Source organism: Streptomyces sp. NPDC107498 (genome assembly GCF_055582805.1).
On the sequence record NZ_JBVJPE010000001.1, the window covers coordinates 633,625 to 651,233 of the forward strand.

16 protein-coding genes are annotated in these 17,609 nt (G+C 76.0%); 13 read left to right on the forward strand and 3 right to left on the reverse strand.

Translation table 11 applies throughout. The features are described from left to right. Nucleotides 1–56: 56 nt before the first annotated feature. Nucleotides 57–872, forward strand: coding sequence for a helix-turn-helix transcriptional regulator (locus tag ACZ66Z_RS03025; RefSeq protein ID WP_469932190.1), 816 nt, complete (start codon nt 57–59; stop codon nt 870–872). Between the two features lie 111 nt (nt 873–983). On the opposite strand, the gene ACZ66Z_RS03030 is transcribed toward ACZ66Z_RS03025, so the two are convergent. Further along, nucleotides 984–2,105 carry a winged helix DNA-binding domain-containing protein gene (locus tag ACZ66Z_RS03030; RefSeq protein WP_469932191.1) on the reverse strand — a complete coding sequence of 374 codons (1,122 nt, stop codon included), beginning with the start codon at nt 2,103–2,105 and terminating at the stop codon, nt 984–986. Between the two features lie 245 nt (nt 2,106–2,350). On the opposite strand from ACZ66Z_RS03030, the gene ACZ66Z_RS03035 reads away from it, so the two are divergent. Both ACZ66Z_RS03035 and ACZ66Z_RS03040 read left to right on the forward strand, forming a co-directional pair. Further along, complete coding sequence (locus tag ACZ66Z_RS03035) at nt 2,351–3,502, forward strand: magnesium and cobalt transport protein CorA (RefSeq protein ID WP_469932192.1); 1,152 nt, start codon at nt 2,351–2,353, stop codon at nt 3,500–3,502. A 272-nt stretch (nt 3,503–3,774) separates the two neighbouring features. Next, nucleotides 3,775–3,969, forward strand: coding sequence for a hypothetical protein (locus tag ACZ66Z_RS03040; protein WP_469932193.1), 195 nt, complete (start codon nt 3,775–3,777; stop codon nt 3,967–3,969). Here the strand turns inward: ACZ66Z_RS03040 and ACZ66Z_RS03045 are convergent. Then, complete coding sequence (locus tag ACZ66Z_RS03045; protein WP_469932194.1) at nt 3,953–7,261, reverse strand: AfsR/SARP family transcriptional regulator; 3,309 nt, start codon at nt 7,259–7,261, stop codon at nt 3,953–3,955. The two genes, ACZ66Z_RS03040 and ACZ66Z_RS03045, sit on opposite strands and share 17 nt — an antisense overlap. A 180-nt stretch (nt 7,262–7,441) precedes the next feature. Further along, a complete protein-coding gene (locus ACZ66Z_RS03050; RefSeq protein WP_469932195.1) occupies nt 7,442–8,419 on the reverse strand; it encodes a LuxR C-terminal-related transcriptional regulator in 978 nt (325 codons plus the stop codon). 393 nt (nt 8,420–8,812) lie between these two features. Between ACZ66Z_RS03050 and ACZ66Z_RS03055 the strand changes: the two genes are divergently transcribed. Genes ACZ66Z_RS03055 through ACZ66Z_RS03100 form a run of 10 tightly spaced genes read left to right on the forward strand, consistent with a single transcriptional unit; the run spans nt 8,813 to nt 17,574 of the window. Beyond that, nucleotides 8,813–9,022: a hypothetical protein gene (locus ACZ66Z_RS03055; RefSeq protein ID WP_469932196.1), complete on the forward strand. Its 210-nt coding sequence runs from the start codon at nt 8,813–8,815 to the stop codon at nt 9,020–9,022. A 9-nt stretch (nt 9,023–9,031) separates the two neighbouring features. Continuing rightward, nucleotides 9,032–9,346, forward strand: coding sequence for a hypothetical protein (locus tag ACZ66Z_RS03060; protein ID WP_469932197.1), 315 nt, complete (start codon nt 9,032–9,034; stop codon nt 9,344–9,346). An 11-nt stretch (nt 9,347–9,357) separates the two neighbouring features. Next, nucleotides 9,358–9,570, forward strand: a complete 213-nt coding sequence (locus tag ACZ66Z_RS03065; protein ID WP_469932198.1) for an MbtH family protein — start codon at nt 9,358–9,360, stop codon at nt 9,568–9,570. 4 nt (nt 9,571–9,574) lie between these two features. Next, nucleotides 9,575–10,417, forward strand: coding sequence for a dimethylargininase (gene ddaH / locus ACZ66Z_RS03070; RefSeq protein WP_469932199.1), 843 nt, complete (start codon nt 9,575–9,577; stop codon nt 10,415–10,417). Then, on the forward strand, nt 10,414–11,484 hold the full coding sequence (locus ACZ66Z_RS03075) for a TauD/TfdA family dioxygenase (RefSeq protein WP_469932200.1): 1,071 nt from the start codon (nt 10,414–10,416) through the stop codon (nt 11,482–11,484). The genes ddaH and ACZ66Z_RS03075 overlap by 4 nt, the downstream gene beginning before the upstream one ends. Then, the gene (locus ACZ66Z_RS03080; RefSeq protein ID WP_469932201.1) at nt 11,477–13,276 is read left to right on the forward strand and encodes a non-ribosomal peptide synthetase; all 1,800 of its coding nucleotides are present in this window, start codon (nt 11,477–11,479) and stop codon (nt 13,274–13,276) included. Before ACZ66Z_RS03075 ends, ACZ66Z_RS03080 begins: the two co-directional genes overlap by 8 nt. Beyond that, on the forward strand, nt 13,273–14,085 hold the full coding sequence (locus tag ACZ66Z_RS03085) for a thioesterase II family protein (protein WP_469932202.1): 813 nt from the start codon (nt 13,273–13,275) through the stop codon (nt 14,083–14,085). Before ACZ66Z_RS03080 ends, ACZ66Z_RS03085 begins: the two co-directional genes overlap by 4 nt. Then, nucleotides 14,082–15,164, forward strand: a complete 1,083-nt coding sequence (gene hppD, locus ACZ66Z_RS03090; RefSeq protein ID WP_469932203.1) for a 4-hydroxyphenylpyruvate dioxygenase — start codon at nt 14,082–14,084, stop codon at nt 15,162–15,164. The genes ACZ66Z_RS03085 and hppD overlap by 4 nt, the downstream gene beginning before the upstream one ends. Beyond that, the gene (locus ACZ66Z_RS03095; RefSeq protein WP_469932204.1) at nt 15,161–16,267 is read left to right on the forward strand and encodes an alpha-hydroxy acid oxidase; all 1,107 of its coding nucleotides are present in this window, start codon (nt 15,161–15,163) and stop codon (nt 16,265–16,267) included. Before hppD ends, ACZ66Z_RS03095 begins: the two co-directional genes overlap by 4 nt. After that, nucleotides 16,264–17,574, forward strand: coding sequence for an aminotransferase-like domain-containing protein (locus ACZ66Z_RS03100; RefSeq protein WP_469932205.1), 1,311 nt, complete (start codon nt 16,264–16,266; stop codon nt 17,572–17,574). The genes ACZ66Z_RS03095 and ACZ66Z_RS03100 overlap by 4 nt, the downstream gene beginning before the upstream one ends. Nucleotides 17,575–17,609 lie beyond the last annotated feature (35 nt).

Genomic DNA, 17,609 nt, shown 5'->3' on the forward strand with positions numbered 1-17,609 from the left:
GTGTAATCGGTGACCCAGGTCTCACTACCCCCGTTCGGGGGTGAAGGAGTGGTTCCGTGCCCGAGATGGTGGAAGCGGTGGAGTTGCGCACGGCGCTGCTGCGGCTGAGGCGCGCCAGTGGGCTGCCCGTCGTCTTCGGAGGGCTGCTCCAGGAGGGCCGCGCGATGCGGATCGCCGAGCTGAGCGGGGCCGTCACGCCCGCGCTGCGCGGCCTGGCGATCTCGGCCGGATCCGGGCTCGGCGGGAAGTGCCTGGCGCTGTCGCGGCCGTGCGCGGTCACGGACTACCCGTCGTCGCGGCACATCACGCACGAGTACGACGGCCCGGTCTCGGCGGAGGGCCTGCGCGCGGTGATCGCGGTCCCCGTCGTCGTGCGGCGCAAGGTGCGCGGCGTGCTCTACGGGGCGCTGCGCGAGTCCCTCCCGATCGGCGAGCGCGTCTTCGACGCGGCGATGGCGGCGGCCCGTGACGTCGAGCAGGCCCTCGCGGTACGGGACGAGGTGCGGCAGCTGCTCGCGCCCCCGGCGCCCGGCCCCTCCTGGGAGGAGGTCCGCCAGGCGTACGGGGAGCTGCGCGAGCTCGCGCCGAAGGTACTGGACCAGGGGCTGCGGGCGCGCCTGCTCGCGGTGTGCGGGCGTCTGGAGACGGCCGCTTCCGCCCCGTCGCCGGTGCCGGGCGTGGCGCTCACGCCCCGCGAGACGGACGTCCTCGCGGCGGTCGCCTCCGGCGCGACGAACGCGACGGCGGCGGAGCGTCTGGGCCTCCGCCCGGAGACGGTGAAGGGCTACCTCCGCTCGGCGATGCGCAAGCTGGGCGCCCACACGCGCCTGGAGGCGGTGGTGGCGGCCCGGAGGACGGGGGTGCTGCCGTGACCGACCCGGCCAGGGCCGCCGGACCGCCGGACCGCCGGACCGCCCGGAACGGCTCCGACTGCCGGCCCGTCCCGGTCGGCCTCGGTCTCCTTCCTCGTCGTGCGCGGTACGTCAGCCCTCCGCGCCGTCCGCGTGGACGATGTCGTACGGGGTGCCGGGAGGCGTCACGATCCGGAGGATCCGCTCGGCCTCGGTGGCGAGCGCGGTGCGCGTCGCGCGCGTCACGGGCGCGAAGGGCTCGACGACGAGCGTCGTGCGGTCCTTCGCCTCGTCGAGGTGCCAGATCCCGGCGAGGAACCCGTCGACGAGGAACGTGCGGTGCGCCTGGTTGCCGGTCCAGGTGCGGCCGTGGTGCTCGACGGGGACGACGCGGCCGCGGTCGGCGTGCGAGAGGAGCAGGTTGTCGAACTCGGGCAGGAAGCGGGGCGGCGCGGGGGTGTCCCCGTCGGGACGGGGCGCGTCGGGGAGGTCGAAGAGCTCGGTGCCCCGCTCGTCCCGGAGGACGAGCAGCTCGGGCCGCAACCGCTCGAAGGCGGGACGCAGTCGGGTGAGTCCGCACCAGGTCTGCATGTCCTTGACGGAGGCGGGTCCGAAGGCGCCGAGGTAGCGCCGTACGGTCTCGTCGAGGTCGGCGGCCTCGTCCTCGGGCCCGTCGAACCACGTACGGGCGGTGGTGAGCGCGACCTGCCCGCTGCGCCCCCACAGACCGCGGGGGGTGACCTGCACCATCAGGAGCAGGCAGCGGGCGGCGACGGTCAGCGCCTGCGGATCGGCCTCCGGCCACTCCCGGAGCAGTCGTTCCCGCAGCTCCTTGGGGGTGCGGGGCCGCTCCTCGACGTAGGCGGTCGCCAGGGAGGCGAGCCGGTCGAGGTCGACGCCGTCGAGCCCCTTGCGGAACGCCTTCAGCTCCCGGTCGACGGCCCCGGCCTGGACGAGCCGGCGCAGTCCGACGGCGTCGCGGGCGGTGTGGGTGTGGACGGTGGACCGGAGCGAGACGATCCGGGCGACCCGCCGGGACTCCATGAGGACGGACAGGTCCTCGGGCCGGAACCCGTCGAGGCGGGCGGCGAGCGCGTGGTACGGGGGCTTGGTGTTCTGGGCCTGAAGACCGACGAGCCGGTCGACGGCCTCCTCGACGCCGAGCGGGGCGGGGCGCAGGAGCAGCTGCCGGTCGAGGGTGGCGCGGTTCAGGGCGCGGGGGCCGAGCACGGGGTGGGTCGTCCTGGGGGCCATGGTCGGCACGCTATCGACAGTTGCGGACAGCTGCCGTCCGCAAGGGTGACCGGCGAGATCCGGACGGGAAGGATTCACCCCATATATCCTGCTCTAGCCCCGCATCCGTTCTCCCCCGCATCCCCCTTCCCCACGGAGGAACCGAGCCCCACGGGCACACGAGACCCGCAGGCACACCGAGACCCGCAGGCCCCCCGAGCCCGCAGACGCGCCGAGACCACCGACCGAGGAGGAGGTGAGCGACGATGTCCGACCGCCGCCCCCGCGCGACCTGGCGCCGCCGCCCGGAACCACCGCCCGGGGCCCCGCCCACGCAGCCGCCCCCGGCAGCGCCGGGCGCGACGCCGGCGAACGGGACGCAGCCGGGCGGCGTGCGGCCGAGCGTGGTGCAGTCGACGCTCTACCGCGACGGTCGCCGGGTCTCCTCCCCCCTCACCCTCGCGGACACCTTCCACCAGCTGCGCGAGCACCCCGACGGCATGGCCTGGATCGGGCTCCAGCGCCCCACCGACGAGGAACTCCACTCCTTGGCAACCGAGTTCGACCTGCACGAGCTGGCCGTCGAGGACGCGAGGGAAGCCCACCAGCGCCCCAAGCTGGAACGGTACGGCGACACGCTCTTCGTCGTCCTGCGCGCCGCCCGCTACCTCGACGGCCCGGAGGAGGTCGAGTTCGGCGAGCTCCACGTCTTCGTGGGCCCGGACTTCCTCATCACGGTCCGGCACGGCGCCGCCCCGGACCTCTCGGCCGTCCGTCGCCGCATGGAGGAGAACCCGGACCTGCTGGCCCTGGGGCCCGAGGCCGTCCTGTACGCGATCCTCGACGCGGTGGTCGACGGCTACGCGCCGGTGGTGGCGGGCGTCCAGAACGACATCGACGAGATCGAGACGGAGGTCTTCGGCGGCGACCCGGCGGTCTCCCGCCGCATCTACGAACTCTCCCGGGAAATGGTCGAGTTCCAGCGCGCCACCCGCCCCCTGGTGGGCATGCTCCACGCCCTGATGGCCGGCTTCGCCAAGTACGGCACGGACGAGGAGCTCCAGCGCTACCTCCGCGACGTCGCCGACCACGTCACCCACACCAGCGAACGCGTCGACGGCTTCCGCCAGGCCCTGACGGACATCCTCACGGTCAACGCGACCCTGGTCACCCAACAACAGAACGCCGAGATGCGCGCCTTGGCGGAAGCGGGCTTCGAACAGAACGAGGAGATCAAGAAGATCTCCTCGTGGGCGGCCATCCTGTTCGCACCCACGTTGGTGGGAACGGTCTACGGCATGAACTTCGACCACATGCCGGAGCTGCACTGGGCGGGCGGGTATCCGTTCGCGGTGGTGCTGATGGCGGTGGTGTGCACGAGCCTGTACGTGGTCTTCAAGAAGAAGGACTGGCTGTAGGCGGTGAGTCGGGCAGCCGACCGGCTTCGCAGCGACGAAGGCCGATGAGGGGCCCGTCCGCGCGCCCGGGGAGGACGCGCGGCACCGGGGGAAGGACCGGGTGGCCGGGGGTCCGTCCGCCGTACGACCGGACTTCATGGTTCCGTCGCCGCCGCGGAAGGCGGCCGTCGGCGTATATGAAACGTAGATGGACGGCTGCGAGGCTCTTCGGCACAGCCCGCAAGCCGACCGGGAGCCGCACACGGCGCCTGGACCGACAGACAGGATCCACCGTGCCGCACCTCCGCACGTCCGTCACGCGCCGTCTGGCCCTTCTCGTCCCCGCCGCGCTCGTCGCGCTGCTCGCCGTCGGCGCCACCGCCGGCGCCCCCGCCCTCACCGCGGACCGCGGCACGAACGTCTCGGCCGACGACGTCACCGGGCCCCACCCGCGCCTGGACCACAACGAGTTCAACACCCGGGCCTGACCGCCGCGCCCGTCCCCAGCAGGGCGCGGGCCTCCTCGGCCTCCGGGAGGCCCGCCCGCTCGAACACCTCCAGGGCCTCGCCCGCGTGCCCGAGCCCCTCCTCGCGCCGGCCCGCCGCCAGGCAGACCCCGGCGTGGATCAGCAGGGCGTAGCCGCGGTCCCGGCCCCGGCCCGGCACCGTGCGCAGATGGGCCACGGCCCGGGCGGAGGCCTCCAGTGCCTCCCGGGTCCGGCCGAGGTCGCTCAGCGTCCGGGCGCAGCGGTACTCGGCCTGCGCGCGCTGGCCCGGGATCCGGACCGCGTCGCACAGGTCGAGGCACTCCTCGTACGCGGCCAGCGCCTCCTCCAGCCGGCCGAGCTCGTGCAGGGCCTGCCCGCGCACGCACAGCGCGTGGGCGACCCCGTGGTGGTCGGCCATCTCCCGCAGCGCCGCCAGGGCCTCCTCGCACGCGGGCAGCGCCTCGGCCGCCCGACCGCCGCGGACACGGGCCAGGGCGGCGTTGAGGGTGATCGTCAGGGCGCCCGAGCGGTGGCCCTGCTCCCGCGCCAGGACGAGCGCCTCGTCGAAGCACGCGGCCGCCTCGCCGAAGCGGTGCTCGAACTGGGCGATCACCCCGAGGTCGTTGTGGGCCTGCTGCAGGATCGCCCAGTCGCCCGCCCGGCGGCAGGCCCGCACGGCCAGCTCGGAGGCGGCGCGGGCCCGGACCAGATCGGTGGCCTGGAGCGCCGCGTTCCCGGTGAGGAAGTGGGCGCGCCCGGCCGCGCGGTCGTTGCCGCGCAGGGTCGCCGCCCGGGCCAGTTCGGCGGCGGTCGCGGCGATCCGCGCGTACGGGATGTCCTGTCCGAACGAGCTGAGCGCGACCAGCAGGTCGGCGGCCGTCGTCAGCTGCTCCGTGTCCGCCGCGTCCGGCCGGCGCACCACGAGCTGGACGGCGTGCAGCGCGCAGTCGAACTCCGCGACGACCCAGGCGCGGGCCCCGGTCAGGTCCGCGAGCCGTCCCTCCCCCGGTTCGACGGCCGCCGCGACGATCGAGCGGTGCACCGGGTCCCCGGGGATCATCCACTGGAAGGCCTCGGCCGCCATGCCCAGCAGGTGGCGCAGGAGCCGGTGCCGCACCGGCGGGCCGGGCTCACCGGCCGGGGCGGGCAGGTTGAGCGCGAAGTCCCGGCCCAGCTCGTGGTGGCGGTAGCGGCCCGGCTCCGGTGATTCGAGCAGGGCGGCGTCCACCAGGGCTTCGAGCAGCTCCTCGGCCTCCGGCTCGGCCAGGTCCAGGGCGGCGGCCGCCGCGGCGAGGCCGATGCCGGGCCGGGAGACGGGGGCGAGCCGGCGGAACACGCTCGCCTGGGGCCCGGTCAGCTGGCGGTGGCCCAGCTCGAAGACGGCGGCGACGGCCAGGTCGTCGGCCCGCAGCTCGGTCAGCCGGCGCCGCTCGTCGGCGAGGCGGGCCACCAGGTGCGCGACGGTCCATCCGGGCCGGGCGGCGAGGCGGGCGGCGACGATGCGGACCGCCAGCGGCAGCCGGGCGCAGGCCGCCACCAGCGCGGCCGCGGCCTCCTCCTCCCGGTCCACCCGGTCGGCGCCGACGATCTGGCGCAGCAGCCCGAGCGCCTCCGCCGGGGTGAACTCCGCGAGCTGGACGTGGCGTCCCGACAGCAGCCCGCCCAGGCGGGCCCGGCTGGTGACGACCACGGCGCAGCCCGCGGCGCCCGGGAGCAGCGGTTTGACCTGGGCGATGTCCCGGGCGTCGTCGAGCAGCAGGAGCAGCCGGCGGCCGTCCAGGACGGTGCGGAAGAGCCGGGCGCGGTCCTCCGTCGAGGGCGGCACCTCGCGGCGGGGCACGCCGAGGGCGCCGAGCAGACTGGCCAGGACGGTGCCGGGGTCGGCGGGGTCGCTGCCGGTGCCGCGGAGGTCGGCGTAGAGCTGGCCGTCGGGATAGGCGTCCTTGACGTGGTGCGCGACCCGCAGGGCCAGGGCGCTCTTGCCGATGCCGCCCATGCCGCTCACGGCGGCGACGGCCAGGGCGGTGCGGGCCGGGTCGCTCAGGGCGCCGGTGAGGGCGGCGAGCTCGGCGGCGCGGCCGCTGAAGTCGGCGATGTCGGCCGGGAGCTGGGCGGGGCGGACGTATCCGGCCGCACCCCGCCCCTGTTCGAGGTCGGGCGCCACGGCGGCCCCGGGCACCGCGGCCCGGGCCCCGCCCCGCGCCCCTGCCCGGTCGGCTCCCGGGGTCCCGGTGGCTGCCGCGGCCCCGGGCCCGGGCCCGTGCGCCACCGCCACGGCGGTCTCCGGCATCCCGGCCGGACCGGCGCCGTACGCCCCCGCGGGACCGGCGGCGGGCACGCCCGCGGGACCGGCCGGTGCCCCGGCGGACGCCACCGGGAACCCCTCGGGTCCCGCGGGCGCGCCGACGGAAGCCGGTGCGCCGCCCGGGGCGACACCGTGTGCTCCCCCGGGCGCCGTCGGCGCGGTGCCGGAGCGCGGGGCCGGGATCCGTGCGGGCGGCCGGCCTCCGGGGCCGGGGCCCCCGGAGGGGGGGAGCAGGGCCGGGTCGCCCGCCAGGATGCGGGCGTGCAGGGAGCGGAGGTCCGGGCCCGGGTCCAGGCCCAGTTCGTCGGCCAGCATCTCGCGGGCCCGGCCGAAGACGGCGAGGGCGTCGCCCTGCCGCCCCGCGGCGTACAGCGCGCGCATCAGGAGCCCGTACGGGCGCTCCCGCAGCGGCTCCTCGCTGATGAGGGCGGTGAGCTCGGGGACGGCCCGCTGGTGCCGCCCGAGCAGCAGGTCCGCCCCGAGGCGCTCCTCCAACAGGTGCAGCCTCAGCTCCGCCAGGCGCGAGCGCTGGCGCTCGGCGAACGGCCCCGGCACCCCGGCCAGCGGCTCGCCCCGCCACAGGGACCCGGCCTCGGCCAGGGCTTCGGCGCAGACCTCCGGCTCCCCGGCCGCCTGGGCGCGCGCGGCCTCCGCGGCCAGCTCCTCGGCCCGTACGGCGTCGACCGAGCCCGGCGGCACCGCGAGCCGGTAGCCGTCGTTCGCCGACTCCAGGACCTGGGCCCCGCTCCTGCCGGGCCCCTCGCCCTCCAGCAGCTTCCGCAGCCGCCAGACGTAGGTCCGCAGGATCATCACCGCGGAGCCCGGGGCGGACTCCCCCCAGACCGCGGCGGTCAGTTCGTGCAGCGGCACGACATGGCCCGCGCGAAGCGTCAGGACGGCGAGGGTCGCCTGCTGCTGCGGTGGTCCACCGGTCAGCACCGGCCCTCCGTGGGACACGCCCACGGCTCCGAGCACGAAGAATTCCACGAGTTCCCCCTGTGCGCGCGCACAGCTCCCCACGGCGGTCGGTCCCCAGGCGTCCTGGCCCGCCGATGTACGGAGCGTCATCCTAAGCGGTTTGTATGGCCATGCCATCGGAGTGGGTCGCGGCGGCGCGGCGGCGGCCCGGCCGGGCCCGGGCAGCGCGGGGAAGGGGCCGTGGCCGGATCACACCCATCCGAGACGGGCCGCGCGCAGCCCGGCCTCGAACCGGCTGCGGGCACCCAGCCGTTCGGTCAGCGAGGCCATGATCCGCCGGGCGGTGCGGGCCGAGATGTGCAGCTGTCCGGCGGCGGATTCGTCGGTGTGCCCCTCGGCCAGCAGGCCCAGCAGGGAACGCTCCTGCTCAGTGGGTACGTACGCGGCCTCCGACGGATCCGTGCCCAGCGGTACGGCCGCTCCCCATTCCCGCTCGAAGAACGCGACCAGCGGGGCGACCATGCCGGGCGCGGAGAGGAACAGCGCGCCCTGGCGGCTGTCCGCCGGGTCGATGGGCACGAGGGCGTGGGTCCGGTCGACCAGCACCATCCGGGTCGGCAGCGCGGCAACCGTGCGGAAGGCCCCGCCGCCCGCGACCAGCGCCCGGCCGTAACGCAGGGTGGCCGGATCCCGTCGGACGAGGTCGAGGCCGATGGTGCGAACGGCGACGCCGCGGCCGAGCACGAGGGCGTCGTTGCGTTCGGCGGCCTCCAGCGCGGCCGCGGACTGGGGACCGCCCGGCATGAAGGTCAGCACCTCGGTCCCGGCCTCCAGCGCCAGGCGCTCCAACCTCCGCTGCACGGCGTCGAGTCCGGCCAGCCGCTCGACGCCGTCGGCCGGACGGCCGCCGGAGCCGACGCCGGCGAGGATCCGGACCAGGGCCTGCTGGTGGCCCGCGGCCTGGCGGTGCCGGCGCACCAGTTCCTCGTGCTGCTGGTCCAGAAGCCGCTGCATCCCGAGGACCGGGTCGACGACGGTGAAGCGGCCGGGCGTCTCGAAGGACGCCTGGACCAGGCGCAGTGCGAACAGCCGGTCGAGGCAGTCGCGGACCCGGTCGGGCTCCGTCCCGAGCCGGGCGGCGAGTTCGGTCAGGCCCAGTTCGGGCCGGGCCAGCATCTCCTCGTACACCGTCTGGTCGAACTCCTCCAGGCCGAGCGTCACGGACATCGATTCCCCTCTTCGCATGCGGTCGCCCTCAATCCACGAGCAGCCTGCCTGCCGGAGATCTACGCGACATAAACGCGGCCTCTACGCGCGTCGACGCGGCTCCGGTCGCCCGTGAACGCGGCTTCGATCGTCCGTGAACGCGGCTCCGATCGTCCGTGAACGCGGCTTCGATCGCCCGTCGACGGGGCCTCGGCAAGGCCTTCGGCAGGAGTCGGCGGGCCCGTCGACGGGACCTCGGCGGGAAGGCCGGCCCGGGGGTGACCCACGGCGGCTGTCCCAAAGCGTCCTGGCCGCTTCCGCCACCCCTGAACCCGTTCCCCCGGGTCGACGCCGCGGCCAGGATGAAGGCGTGCCGCTCGGCACCCCTTCCCCACTCCCGATGAGGGCACCCCCATGACTTCTCGCGTCCACACCGCCGTCCGTCCGGTCCGCACCGCTGCCGTGGCCGTCGCCGCGGCCCTCGCCGTCGCCCACGCCGTGCTCGCGGCCGCCGTCGGCGGGCCGTCCGGTGCGGACACGGCCGGGGCCGGTGGCGTCCGGGCGGCCTCGACGCCACTCCCGGCCGCCCCGGGCGCGGTCACGTACGGCCTCATCTGGGACTGACCCGGACGCGTGGAGCTGACCCTCGTCTCCCTCGTCCCGCCCGGGCCCGGCCCCGGTCCCGCGGACGACGGCCGCCTGCTCCGCCTGCTCTGGGGCGCCGCCCGCCCGGAGGAGCGACTGGAGCACATCAGCGTGCGGAGCGGTCCGCACGGCGTGGACCTCGGGCTCTTCACCGTGGCCACCCCCGGGACGACCGCCGCGGAGGCCGCCCTGGCCATCTGCCGCCGCGCGCTCGCACCCCCCTCCCCCTTCCACGGCTGGCACCTCGCCACCGGACCCACCGGCCTCACGCGCCCCGGCGCGACATCCACCACCACGACGTGACAGGAGCACCCGTGACCAACCCCTTCGAGGACGACGAAGCCACCTACCTCGTCCTCGTCAACCAGGAGAACCAGCACTCCCTGTGGCCCGCCTCGATCGAGGTGCCCGCCGGCTGGACGACCGCCCACGGCCCGGCCGCCCGCCAGGACTGCCTGGACCACATCGAGGAGACCTGGACCGATCTGCGCCCGGCCTCCCTGGTCGCCGCGCTCGGGGAGGCCTGAGCCCGTGAGCGTCCAGCGCACCGCCCGTCCCCGGCACTACCTGATGTGCCGCCCGTCCCACTTCACCGTCGACTACCGCATCAACCCCTGGATGGACCCGGCCAAGCCGACCGACACCGACCTGGCCGTCCTGCAGTGGGAGCGGCTGTACGCCCTCTACCGGGAGCTCGGGCACACGGTCGACCTGATCGACCCGGTCGAGGGGCTGCCCGACATGGTCTACTCGGCCAACGGCGCCACCGTGCTCGGCGACCGCGTCCTGATGGCCCGTTTCCGCCACCCCGAGCGCGCCGCCGAGGCCCCCGCCTACCAGGCCTGGTTCGAGGCCAACGGCTACGCCGAGGTGGTCGCCCCGGAGCACGTCAACGAGGGCGAGGGCGACTACCTGGTCGCCGGGTCCCGGATCCTGGCGGGCACCGGCTTCCGCACCGACCCGGCCTCGCACGCCGAGGCCGCACGGGTGCTCGGTGCCCCGGTGGTGGGCCTGACCCTGGTCGACCCGCGCTTCTACCACCTGGACACCGCCCTCGCCGTGCTCGACGACGACGAGATCATGTACTTCCCCGGCGCCTTCTCGACCGAGTCGCGGGCGGTGCTGCGCGAGCTGTACCCCGACGCGCTGCTGGCCACGGAGGAGGACGCCGAGGTCTTCGGGCTGAACGCGCTCTCCGACGGGCGGAACGTCCTGCTCGCCGAGGCCGCCCGCGGGCTCGCGGACCGGCTGGCCGAGCGCGGTTTCCACCCGATCGGCGTCGACCTGTCCGAGCTGTTCAAGGGCGGCGGCAGCGTCAAGTGCTGCACCCTGGAGCTCCGGCACGCCGCACCCGCCGCGGGCGGTGCCGCGTGAGCCCGCAGCCGACCACCCCCGCACCGGCCGCCGGGGCCGTCCCCTTCGCGGGCGTCCTCGACTGGCTCACCGAGCCCGGCGCCCCGGCCACCGTCCGCGCCCCCGAGCTGGCCGACGCGGCCGCCGCACGGAACTGGCTCGCCGAGCACCGGACCGAACTGCGCGCCGCGCTCGACCGGTTCGGGGCCGTGTACGTGAGCGGACTGCCGGTCCGCGACGTCGACGACTTCGCCGTCGTCCGCGACGAGCTGGTCCGCCGGGCCACCCCGTACCGCGAGAAGGCCACCCCCCGCAGCGACTTCGGCTCCGGCGTCTTCTCCTCCACCGACCTGCCCGCCGCGCAGGCGATCCGCCCGCACAACGAGAACAGCTACACGCTGACCTTCCCCGGCCTGCTGCTCTTCGGCTGCCTGACCGCCCCCGAGGAGGGCGGCGCGACCCCCGTCACCGACTGCCGCGACGTGCTGCGCGCGCTCCCCGCCGCCCTGGTCGAGCGGATGCGCGCCTCCGGCTGGGTCCTGACCCGCACCTATTCGGAGACCCTCTCGGTCGCCTGGCAGTCCGCCTTCGGGGCCACCACCCGCGAGGAGGTCGAGGCGTACTGCGCCGAGAACGCCATCGCCTGTGCCTGGGACGACGAGGGCACGCTGCGCACCAGCCAGGTGCGGCCGGGCGTCGTCCGCCACCCGCGGACCGGCGACGAGGTCTGGTTCAACCACATGGCGTTCTGGAACCGCTTCTCGCTGGACGAGGAGCTGCGCGAGGTCCTGCTGGACGAACTCGGCCCGGAGGGGCTGCCGTTCGACACGGGTCTCGGTGACGGCGTCCCGCTGACGGAGGCGGACCTGGCGGCCGTCAACGCCGCCTACGAGGGGGCCACCGTGCGCCGCGCCTGGCAGCCGGGGGACCTGCTGATCGTCGACAACGTCCTGACCGCGCACGGCCGCGACCCCTTCCGCGGCGACCGGCGGATCGTCGTCGCCATGGGCGACCCGGTCGCGGTGGCGGACTGCGCCCCGACCGTCGCCCCGCGCGCCGGAACCGTGGCGGCGGTGTCCCGTGGCTGAGCCGACGAACCTGGTGGAGCGGTTCCTGGACGCCGCCCGGGCCTTCCCCGGCCGGGCCGCGGTGCACGCCGCGGACGGTTCCCTGACCTTCGAGGAGCTGGCCCGGCGCACGGCCCGGCTGGCGGCGGCGCTGCGCGCGCTCGGCGTCCGCCCGGGCGACCGGGTCGGCGTGAACCTGCCCCGCGGTACGGGCTGGGCCGTGGCCCCGCTGGCGGTGTGGCGGGCCGGTGCGGCCTACGTCCCGCTGGACCCGGCGTACCCCGGGGAGCGGCTCGCGCGCGTCGCGGCCGACGCCGGGCTGCGTGCGGTGGTCGGGCGGGCGGGGGCCGCGGCCGAGTGGGCCGCGGGCCTGCCGGTCCTGGACCCGGACACGACGGTCACGATCACGACGGACACGGCGGCGACGGACACGGCGGCGCCCGCCGCGCGGGCCGGCGCGGAGCCGTCCGGCCGTGCCGGACACCCGGCCACCGCGGCCTACGTCATCCACACCTCGGGCTCCAGCGGTCCGCCCAAGGGCGTGGAGGTCACGCACGGCGGCGTCGCCGCCCTCGTCGCGGGCCTGGAGGAGCGGGGCGTCCTCCCGTCCGGCCACCGCGTGGTCGCCTGGAACGCCGGCCTGTCCTTCGACGCGTCCGTGCAGCAGTGGGTCCGCGTGTGCCGCGGCGACACCCTGGTCGTCCTGGACGACGAGGACCGCACGGACCCGGCCCGGCTGGACGCGCTGCTCGACGCGCACGGCGTGACCGACCTCGACTGCACCCCCTCGCACTGGCAGCTGACCGGTCCGCGGCTGCGGCCCGGGCGTCCGCTGCGACTGCTGCTGGGCGGCGAGCCGGTGCCGGTGCCGATGTGGCGGGCGCTGGCCGAGGACCCGGCCGTGGAGGCGTGGAACCTGTACGGCCCGACCGAGTGCACCGTCGACGCCACCGCGACCCGGATCACCGGGGCCGCCCCGCACCTGGGCGAGCCGCTGGCCGGGGTCCGCGCCCACGTCCTCGACGAGCGGCTGCGGCCGGCCGACACGGGCGAGCTGTACCTGGCCGGTCCGGGCGTGGCCGTCGGCTACGTCGGCCGGCCCGGGCTGACCGCCTCGCGGTTCGTCGCGGACCCCTTCGCCGCCGACGGCGGCCGGATGTACCGCACGGGCGACCTGGTGCGCCGGCGGGCCGGCTCCGGTCTGGAGTTCCTGCGCCGCACCGACCGGCAGCTCAAGGTCCGCGGCTTCCGGGTGGAGCCGGGCGAGCTGGAGGACCGGCTGCGCGGCCACGCCGCGGTGGAGGCGGCCGTCGCCGTGGCCCGGACCGGGCCGGACGGCGACACCCTCCTCGCGGCGTACTGCGTCCTGGCCCCCGGGGCCCGGGTGACCGACGCGGAGCTGCGCCGGCACTGCGGGGCCGCGCTGCCCGCGCACTTCGTCCCGTCCGTCCTCGTCACGGTCGACGCGCTCCCGCTGACGCCGAACGGCAAGGTGGACACCGAGGCGCTGCCACCGCTGCCGACGGCCCCCGCGACCGGGCCGGAGTCCTCCGGGCGTGCCCCCGAGGGCCCGCTGGAGGAGCTGATCGCGACCGTGTGGGCCGAGGTCCTCGGCCGGGACGGCGTCGACGCGGAGGCCAACTTCTTCGCGCTCGGCGGCCATTCGCTGCTGGCGCTGCGCGTGGTGTCCCGACTGAAGAAGGACGCCGGGATCGCGCTGCGGACCAAGGACGTCTACCGCTTCCCCGTCCTCGCGGACCTGGCCCGGCACGCGCGGTCGGTGCGCACCCCGGCCGCCGGGGAGGCCTCGTGAACGTCCTCGACACCACCGCGGTGCGCCTGAAGGAGACCGGGGAGGGCGCGCCCACCCTGGTCTGCCTCGCCTTCTGCGGCGGGGGCACCGCCACCTTCCACGACTGGATCCCGGCCCTGCCGGACGGCGCCGGCCTGGTGGCCGTCTGCTATCCGGGGCGCGAGGGGCGGTTCGCCGAGGAGTTCGCCCGGACCTGGGACGAGCTCGCGACGGACGCCGCCGCCGGGGTCGCGGCGGTGGCCGGGCAGGGACCGTACGTCCTGTTCGGGCACAGCATGGGCGGCTGGATGGCCTTCGACGTCACCGTGCGGCTCGCCGCGGCGGGCGCGCCCGCGCCGCGCGCCCTGGTCGTCTCCGCCTGCAACGCCCCGGACCGCGGGGTCACCGACCGGGACCGGTTCCTGGCCCAGGGACAGCGCGACGACGAGCTGCTCGGCTGGATGCGCACCCACGGCCTGCTGCCCGAGCACGTCCTCGAAGAGCCCGAGCTGACCGAGATGGCCGTGGAGCTGATGCGGGCCGACCTGGCCGCCCGGGACACCTTCGCCCACACCCCCGGCGCCCGGACCGGCGTCCCGCTCCAGGTGTTCTCCGGGGACGCGGATCCGGTCATCGGCGAGGACGTGGGGCCGCGCTGGGCGGCGCTGACCGACGGCCCGTTCCGCCACGACGTCCTGCCCGGCGGCCACTTCTACACCCCGGAGGTGTGGCGGCGCCTGCCCGCCCGGATCGCCTCCCTGACGGCCGGGGCCGACGCGGCCCCCGCCCCCTCCCCGTCCGCCGCCCCGCGAGGGACGGCGGCCCCATGACGAACGGCAGCTCCATGACCTTCTCCCCCGCCTTCGGCATCAGCCACGTCGAGTCCTACGTCGCCGACCTCCCGTCGGCGGCGGCCGAGCTGACCGACCGCTTCGGTTTCCGTGCGGTCGCCCGCGCCGCGTCGGCCGACGCGGAGTCCCTGCTCCTGCGCCAGGGCCGGATCTCCCTCGTCCTCACCCAGGCCCGCTCGCCGCACCACCCGGGCGCCGCCTACGTCCTGGCCCACGGCGACGGCGTCGCCGACATCGCGCTGAGCGTGCCCGACGTGACCGCCGTCTTCGACGAGGCGGTCTCCCGCGGGGCGGTCCCCCTGGCCGTGCCGCACCGGCACCCCGACGGCCGCACCCGGGCCGTGGTCGCCGGGTTCGGCGACGTCGTGCACACCCTCGTCGAGCCTGACCCGGCCGGGCTGCCCCCGGGCTTCACCCCGCTGCCGGACGCCGCCGCACCGGACGCGGACGGCGAACTCCTGGAGGAACTGGACCACTTCGCGGTCTGCCTGCCCGCCGGGGAACTCGCCCGGACCGTGGAGTTCTACACCCGCGTCCTCGGCTTCCGCATGATCTTCCAGGAGCTCATCCGGGTCGGCGCGCAGGCCATGGACTCCAAGGTGGTGCAGAGCGCCTCCGGCGAGGTCACCCTGACCCTGATCGAGCCCGACACCTCCCGCGAGCCGGGGCAGATCGACCGGTTCCTCGCCGAGCACGGCGGCGCGGGCGTCCAGCACCTCGCCTTCGCCTCCCGGGACGTCGTCCGGGCGGTCTCCGCGCTGCGCGAGCGCGGCGTGGAGTTCCTGAGCGTCCCCGACGCCTACTACACGATGCTCGCGGACCGGCTCGACCTCGCCCGGCACTCCACGCGGGAGCTCCGGAGCATCGACGTCCTGGTCGACGAGGACCACGACGGGCAGCTCTTCCAGATCTTCACCCGCTCCACCCACCCGCGCCGCACCCTCTTCCACGAGGTGATCGAACGGTTCGGCGCCCGCACCTTCGGCAACGGCAACATCAAGGCCCTGTACGAGGCCGTCGAGGCCGAGCGGCTGGGCGACGGGAAGGTCCTGCGGTGAGCGCCGGACACGACACCGCGCCGGTCCCGGTCCGGCTGGAGGACTTCGCCGGCCCCGCCCGCCGGGCGCTGCCCCCGGACGTCTGGGACTTCGTCGCGGGAGGCAGCGGCGAGGAACTGACCCTGGCCGCCAACCGGGCCGCCCTGGACCGGATCCGCCTCGTCCCGCGCGTCCTGTCGGGCTCCGGGGCCCGCGACACCTCGGCCGAACTCCCGGGCGGCCGGGCGGCCCTGCCCGTGGCGGTCGCGCCGATGGCCTACCAGCGGCTGCTCCACCCCGAGGGCGAGCTGGCCACGGCCCGCGCGGCGGCGGCCGCCGGGGTGCCGTTCACCCTGAGCACGCTGGGCAGCGTGCCGGTGGAGGAGGTCACGGCGCTGGGCGGCGTCACCTGGTTCCAGCTGTACTGCCAGCGGGACCCGGGACTCACCGCCGAGCTGGTGCGGCGCGCCGAGGACGCGGGCTGCGCCGCGGTGATGGTCACGGTCGACGTCCCCTCGATGGGCCGGCGCCTGCGCGACCTGCGCAACGGCTTCGCCCTGCCGGCGGGCGTGGCGGCCGCGCACCTCGACCCCGCCACGACCCGCCGGGCCGCCGAGCGCCGGGCCGGGACGTGCGCGGTCGCGGAGCACACCGCCGAGACCTTCGCCCGCGCCCTGGGCTGGGACGACCTGGCCCGGCTGCGGGAGCGGACGGACCTGCCGCTGATCGTCAAGGGGATCCTCGATCCGGGCGACGCCGCGATCGCGGCCGCGGCCGGTGCGGACGCCGTCGTCGTCTCCAACCACGGCGGCCGCCAGCTCGACGGCGCGGTCGCCAGCGCGGACATGCTGCCCGCGGTCCGGGAGGCGGTCCCGCCGTCCTGCCGGGTGCTCCTGGACAGCGGGATCCGCAGCGGCACCGACGTCCTGAAGGCCCTGGCGCTCGGCGCGGACGGGGTGCTGCTGGGCCGTCCCGTCCTGTGGGGCCTGGCTTCGGACGGCGCGGAGGGCGTGTCCCGGGTGCTGGGACTGCTGGCGGCCGAACTGCGCTCCGCCCTGGAGCTGTCGGGCTGCGACACCCCCGCCGACGCGCCCTGGCTGACGACGCTGGGGGCGGGCCGGTGACGCCCACGGCCGTGGCCCTGGACCGGGCCGACCTGCACGCGTCCCTCGCGGACCCCGCGCTGCTGTCCATGACCTTCCTCAACGAGATCGCGGGACGGTTCCCCGAGGCGGTCTCCTTCGCCCCCGGGCGGCCGACGGAGGACTTCTTCGACCCGTCCGACCTGCACCGCTACCTCGACGCGTACATCCACCACCTCACCGCGGACAAGGGCTACGACGGGGCCGGGGTGCGGCGGGAGCTGTTCCAGTACGGCCGCACCAAGGGCGTCGTGCACGAGCTGATCGCCCGTCACCTCGAACGGGACGAGGGCATCGTCTGCGACCCGGAGGCCGTCCTGGTCACGGTGGGGGCGCAGGAGGCGCTGTGGCTGGTGCTGCGCGCCCTGAAGGCCGGCCCGCGGGACGTGGTGCTGGCGCTGGACCCGACGTACGTCGGGCTGACGGGTGCGGCCCGGCTGCTGGACCTCCCGGTGCGGTCGGTGCCCGAGGGCCCCCGCGGGGTGCGCCCGGAGCAGGTGCGCGAGCGGATCCGCGAGGTCCGCGCGGCCGGGGAGCGCCCCCGGGCGCTGTACCTGGTGCCGGACTTCTCCAACCCGAGCGGCCACTCCCTGGGGACGCAGACGCGCCGGGAGCTGCTGGAGGTCGCGGAGCAGGAGGACCTGCTGCTGCTGGAGGACAACCCGTACGGGTACTTCCGGATGACGGAAGGTTCCCGGCCGCCGACGCTGAAGGCCCTCGACACCGGGCAGCGGGTCGTCTACCTGGGCTCGCTGGCCAAGACCTGCTTCCCCGGCGCCCGGGTGGGCTTCGCCGTCGCGGACCAGCGCGTCACGGGGGCGGGCGGTCCGGCCCTGCTGGCCGACGAACTGGCCCGGGCCAAGAGCATGCTGACCGTCAACACCCCGCCGGTGGCGCAGGCGCTGGTCGGCGGCATGCTGCTGGAGCACGGCGGCAGCCTGCTGAAGGCCAACCGCCGCCAGATCGGCGTCTACCGGCGCAACCTGCGCTATCTGCTCGAGGGGCTGCACCGGCGGTTCGCCGGGGTGCCCGGGGTCTGGTGGGTCGCCCCCACGGGCGGCTTCTTCGTCGTGCTCGACGTGCCGTTCCCGGTGACCGACGCCCTGGTCGAGGAGGCCGCCGTCCGGCACGGGGTGCTGTTCACGCCGATGCGCCACTTCAGCGGCCACGAGCGGGCCGGGCGCCAACTGCGCCTGTCGTGCAGCTCCTTGGACCCCGCCCTGATCGAGGAAGGCCTCGACCGGCTGGCGGCGCTGATCGACGAGCACGGCACGGCACCGCATGGCTGAGCCCGCCGTCCCGCCCGTACCCCTCCTCCCCCTCC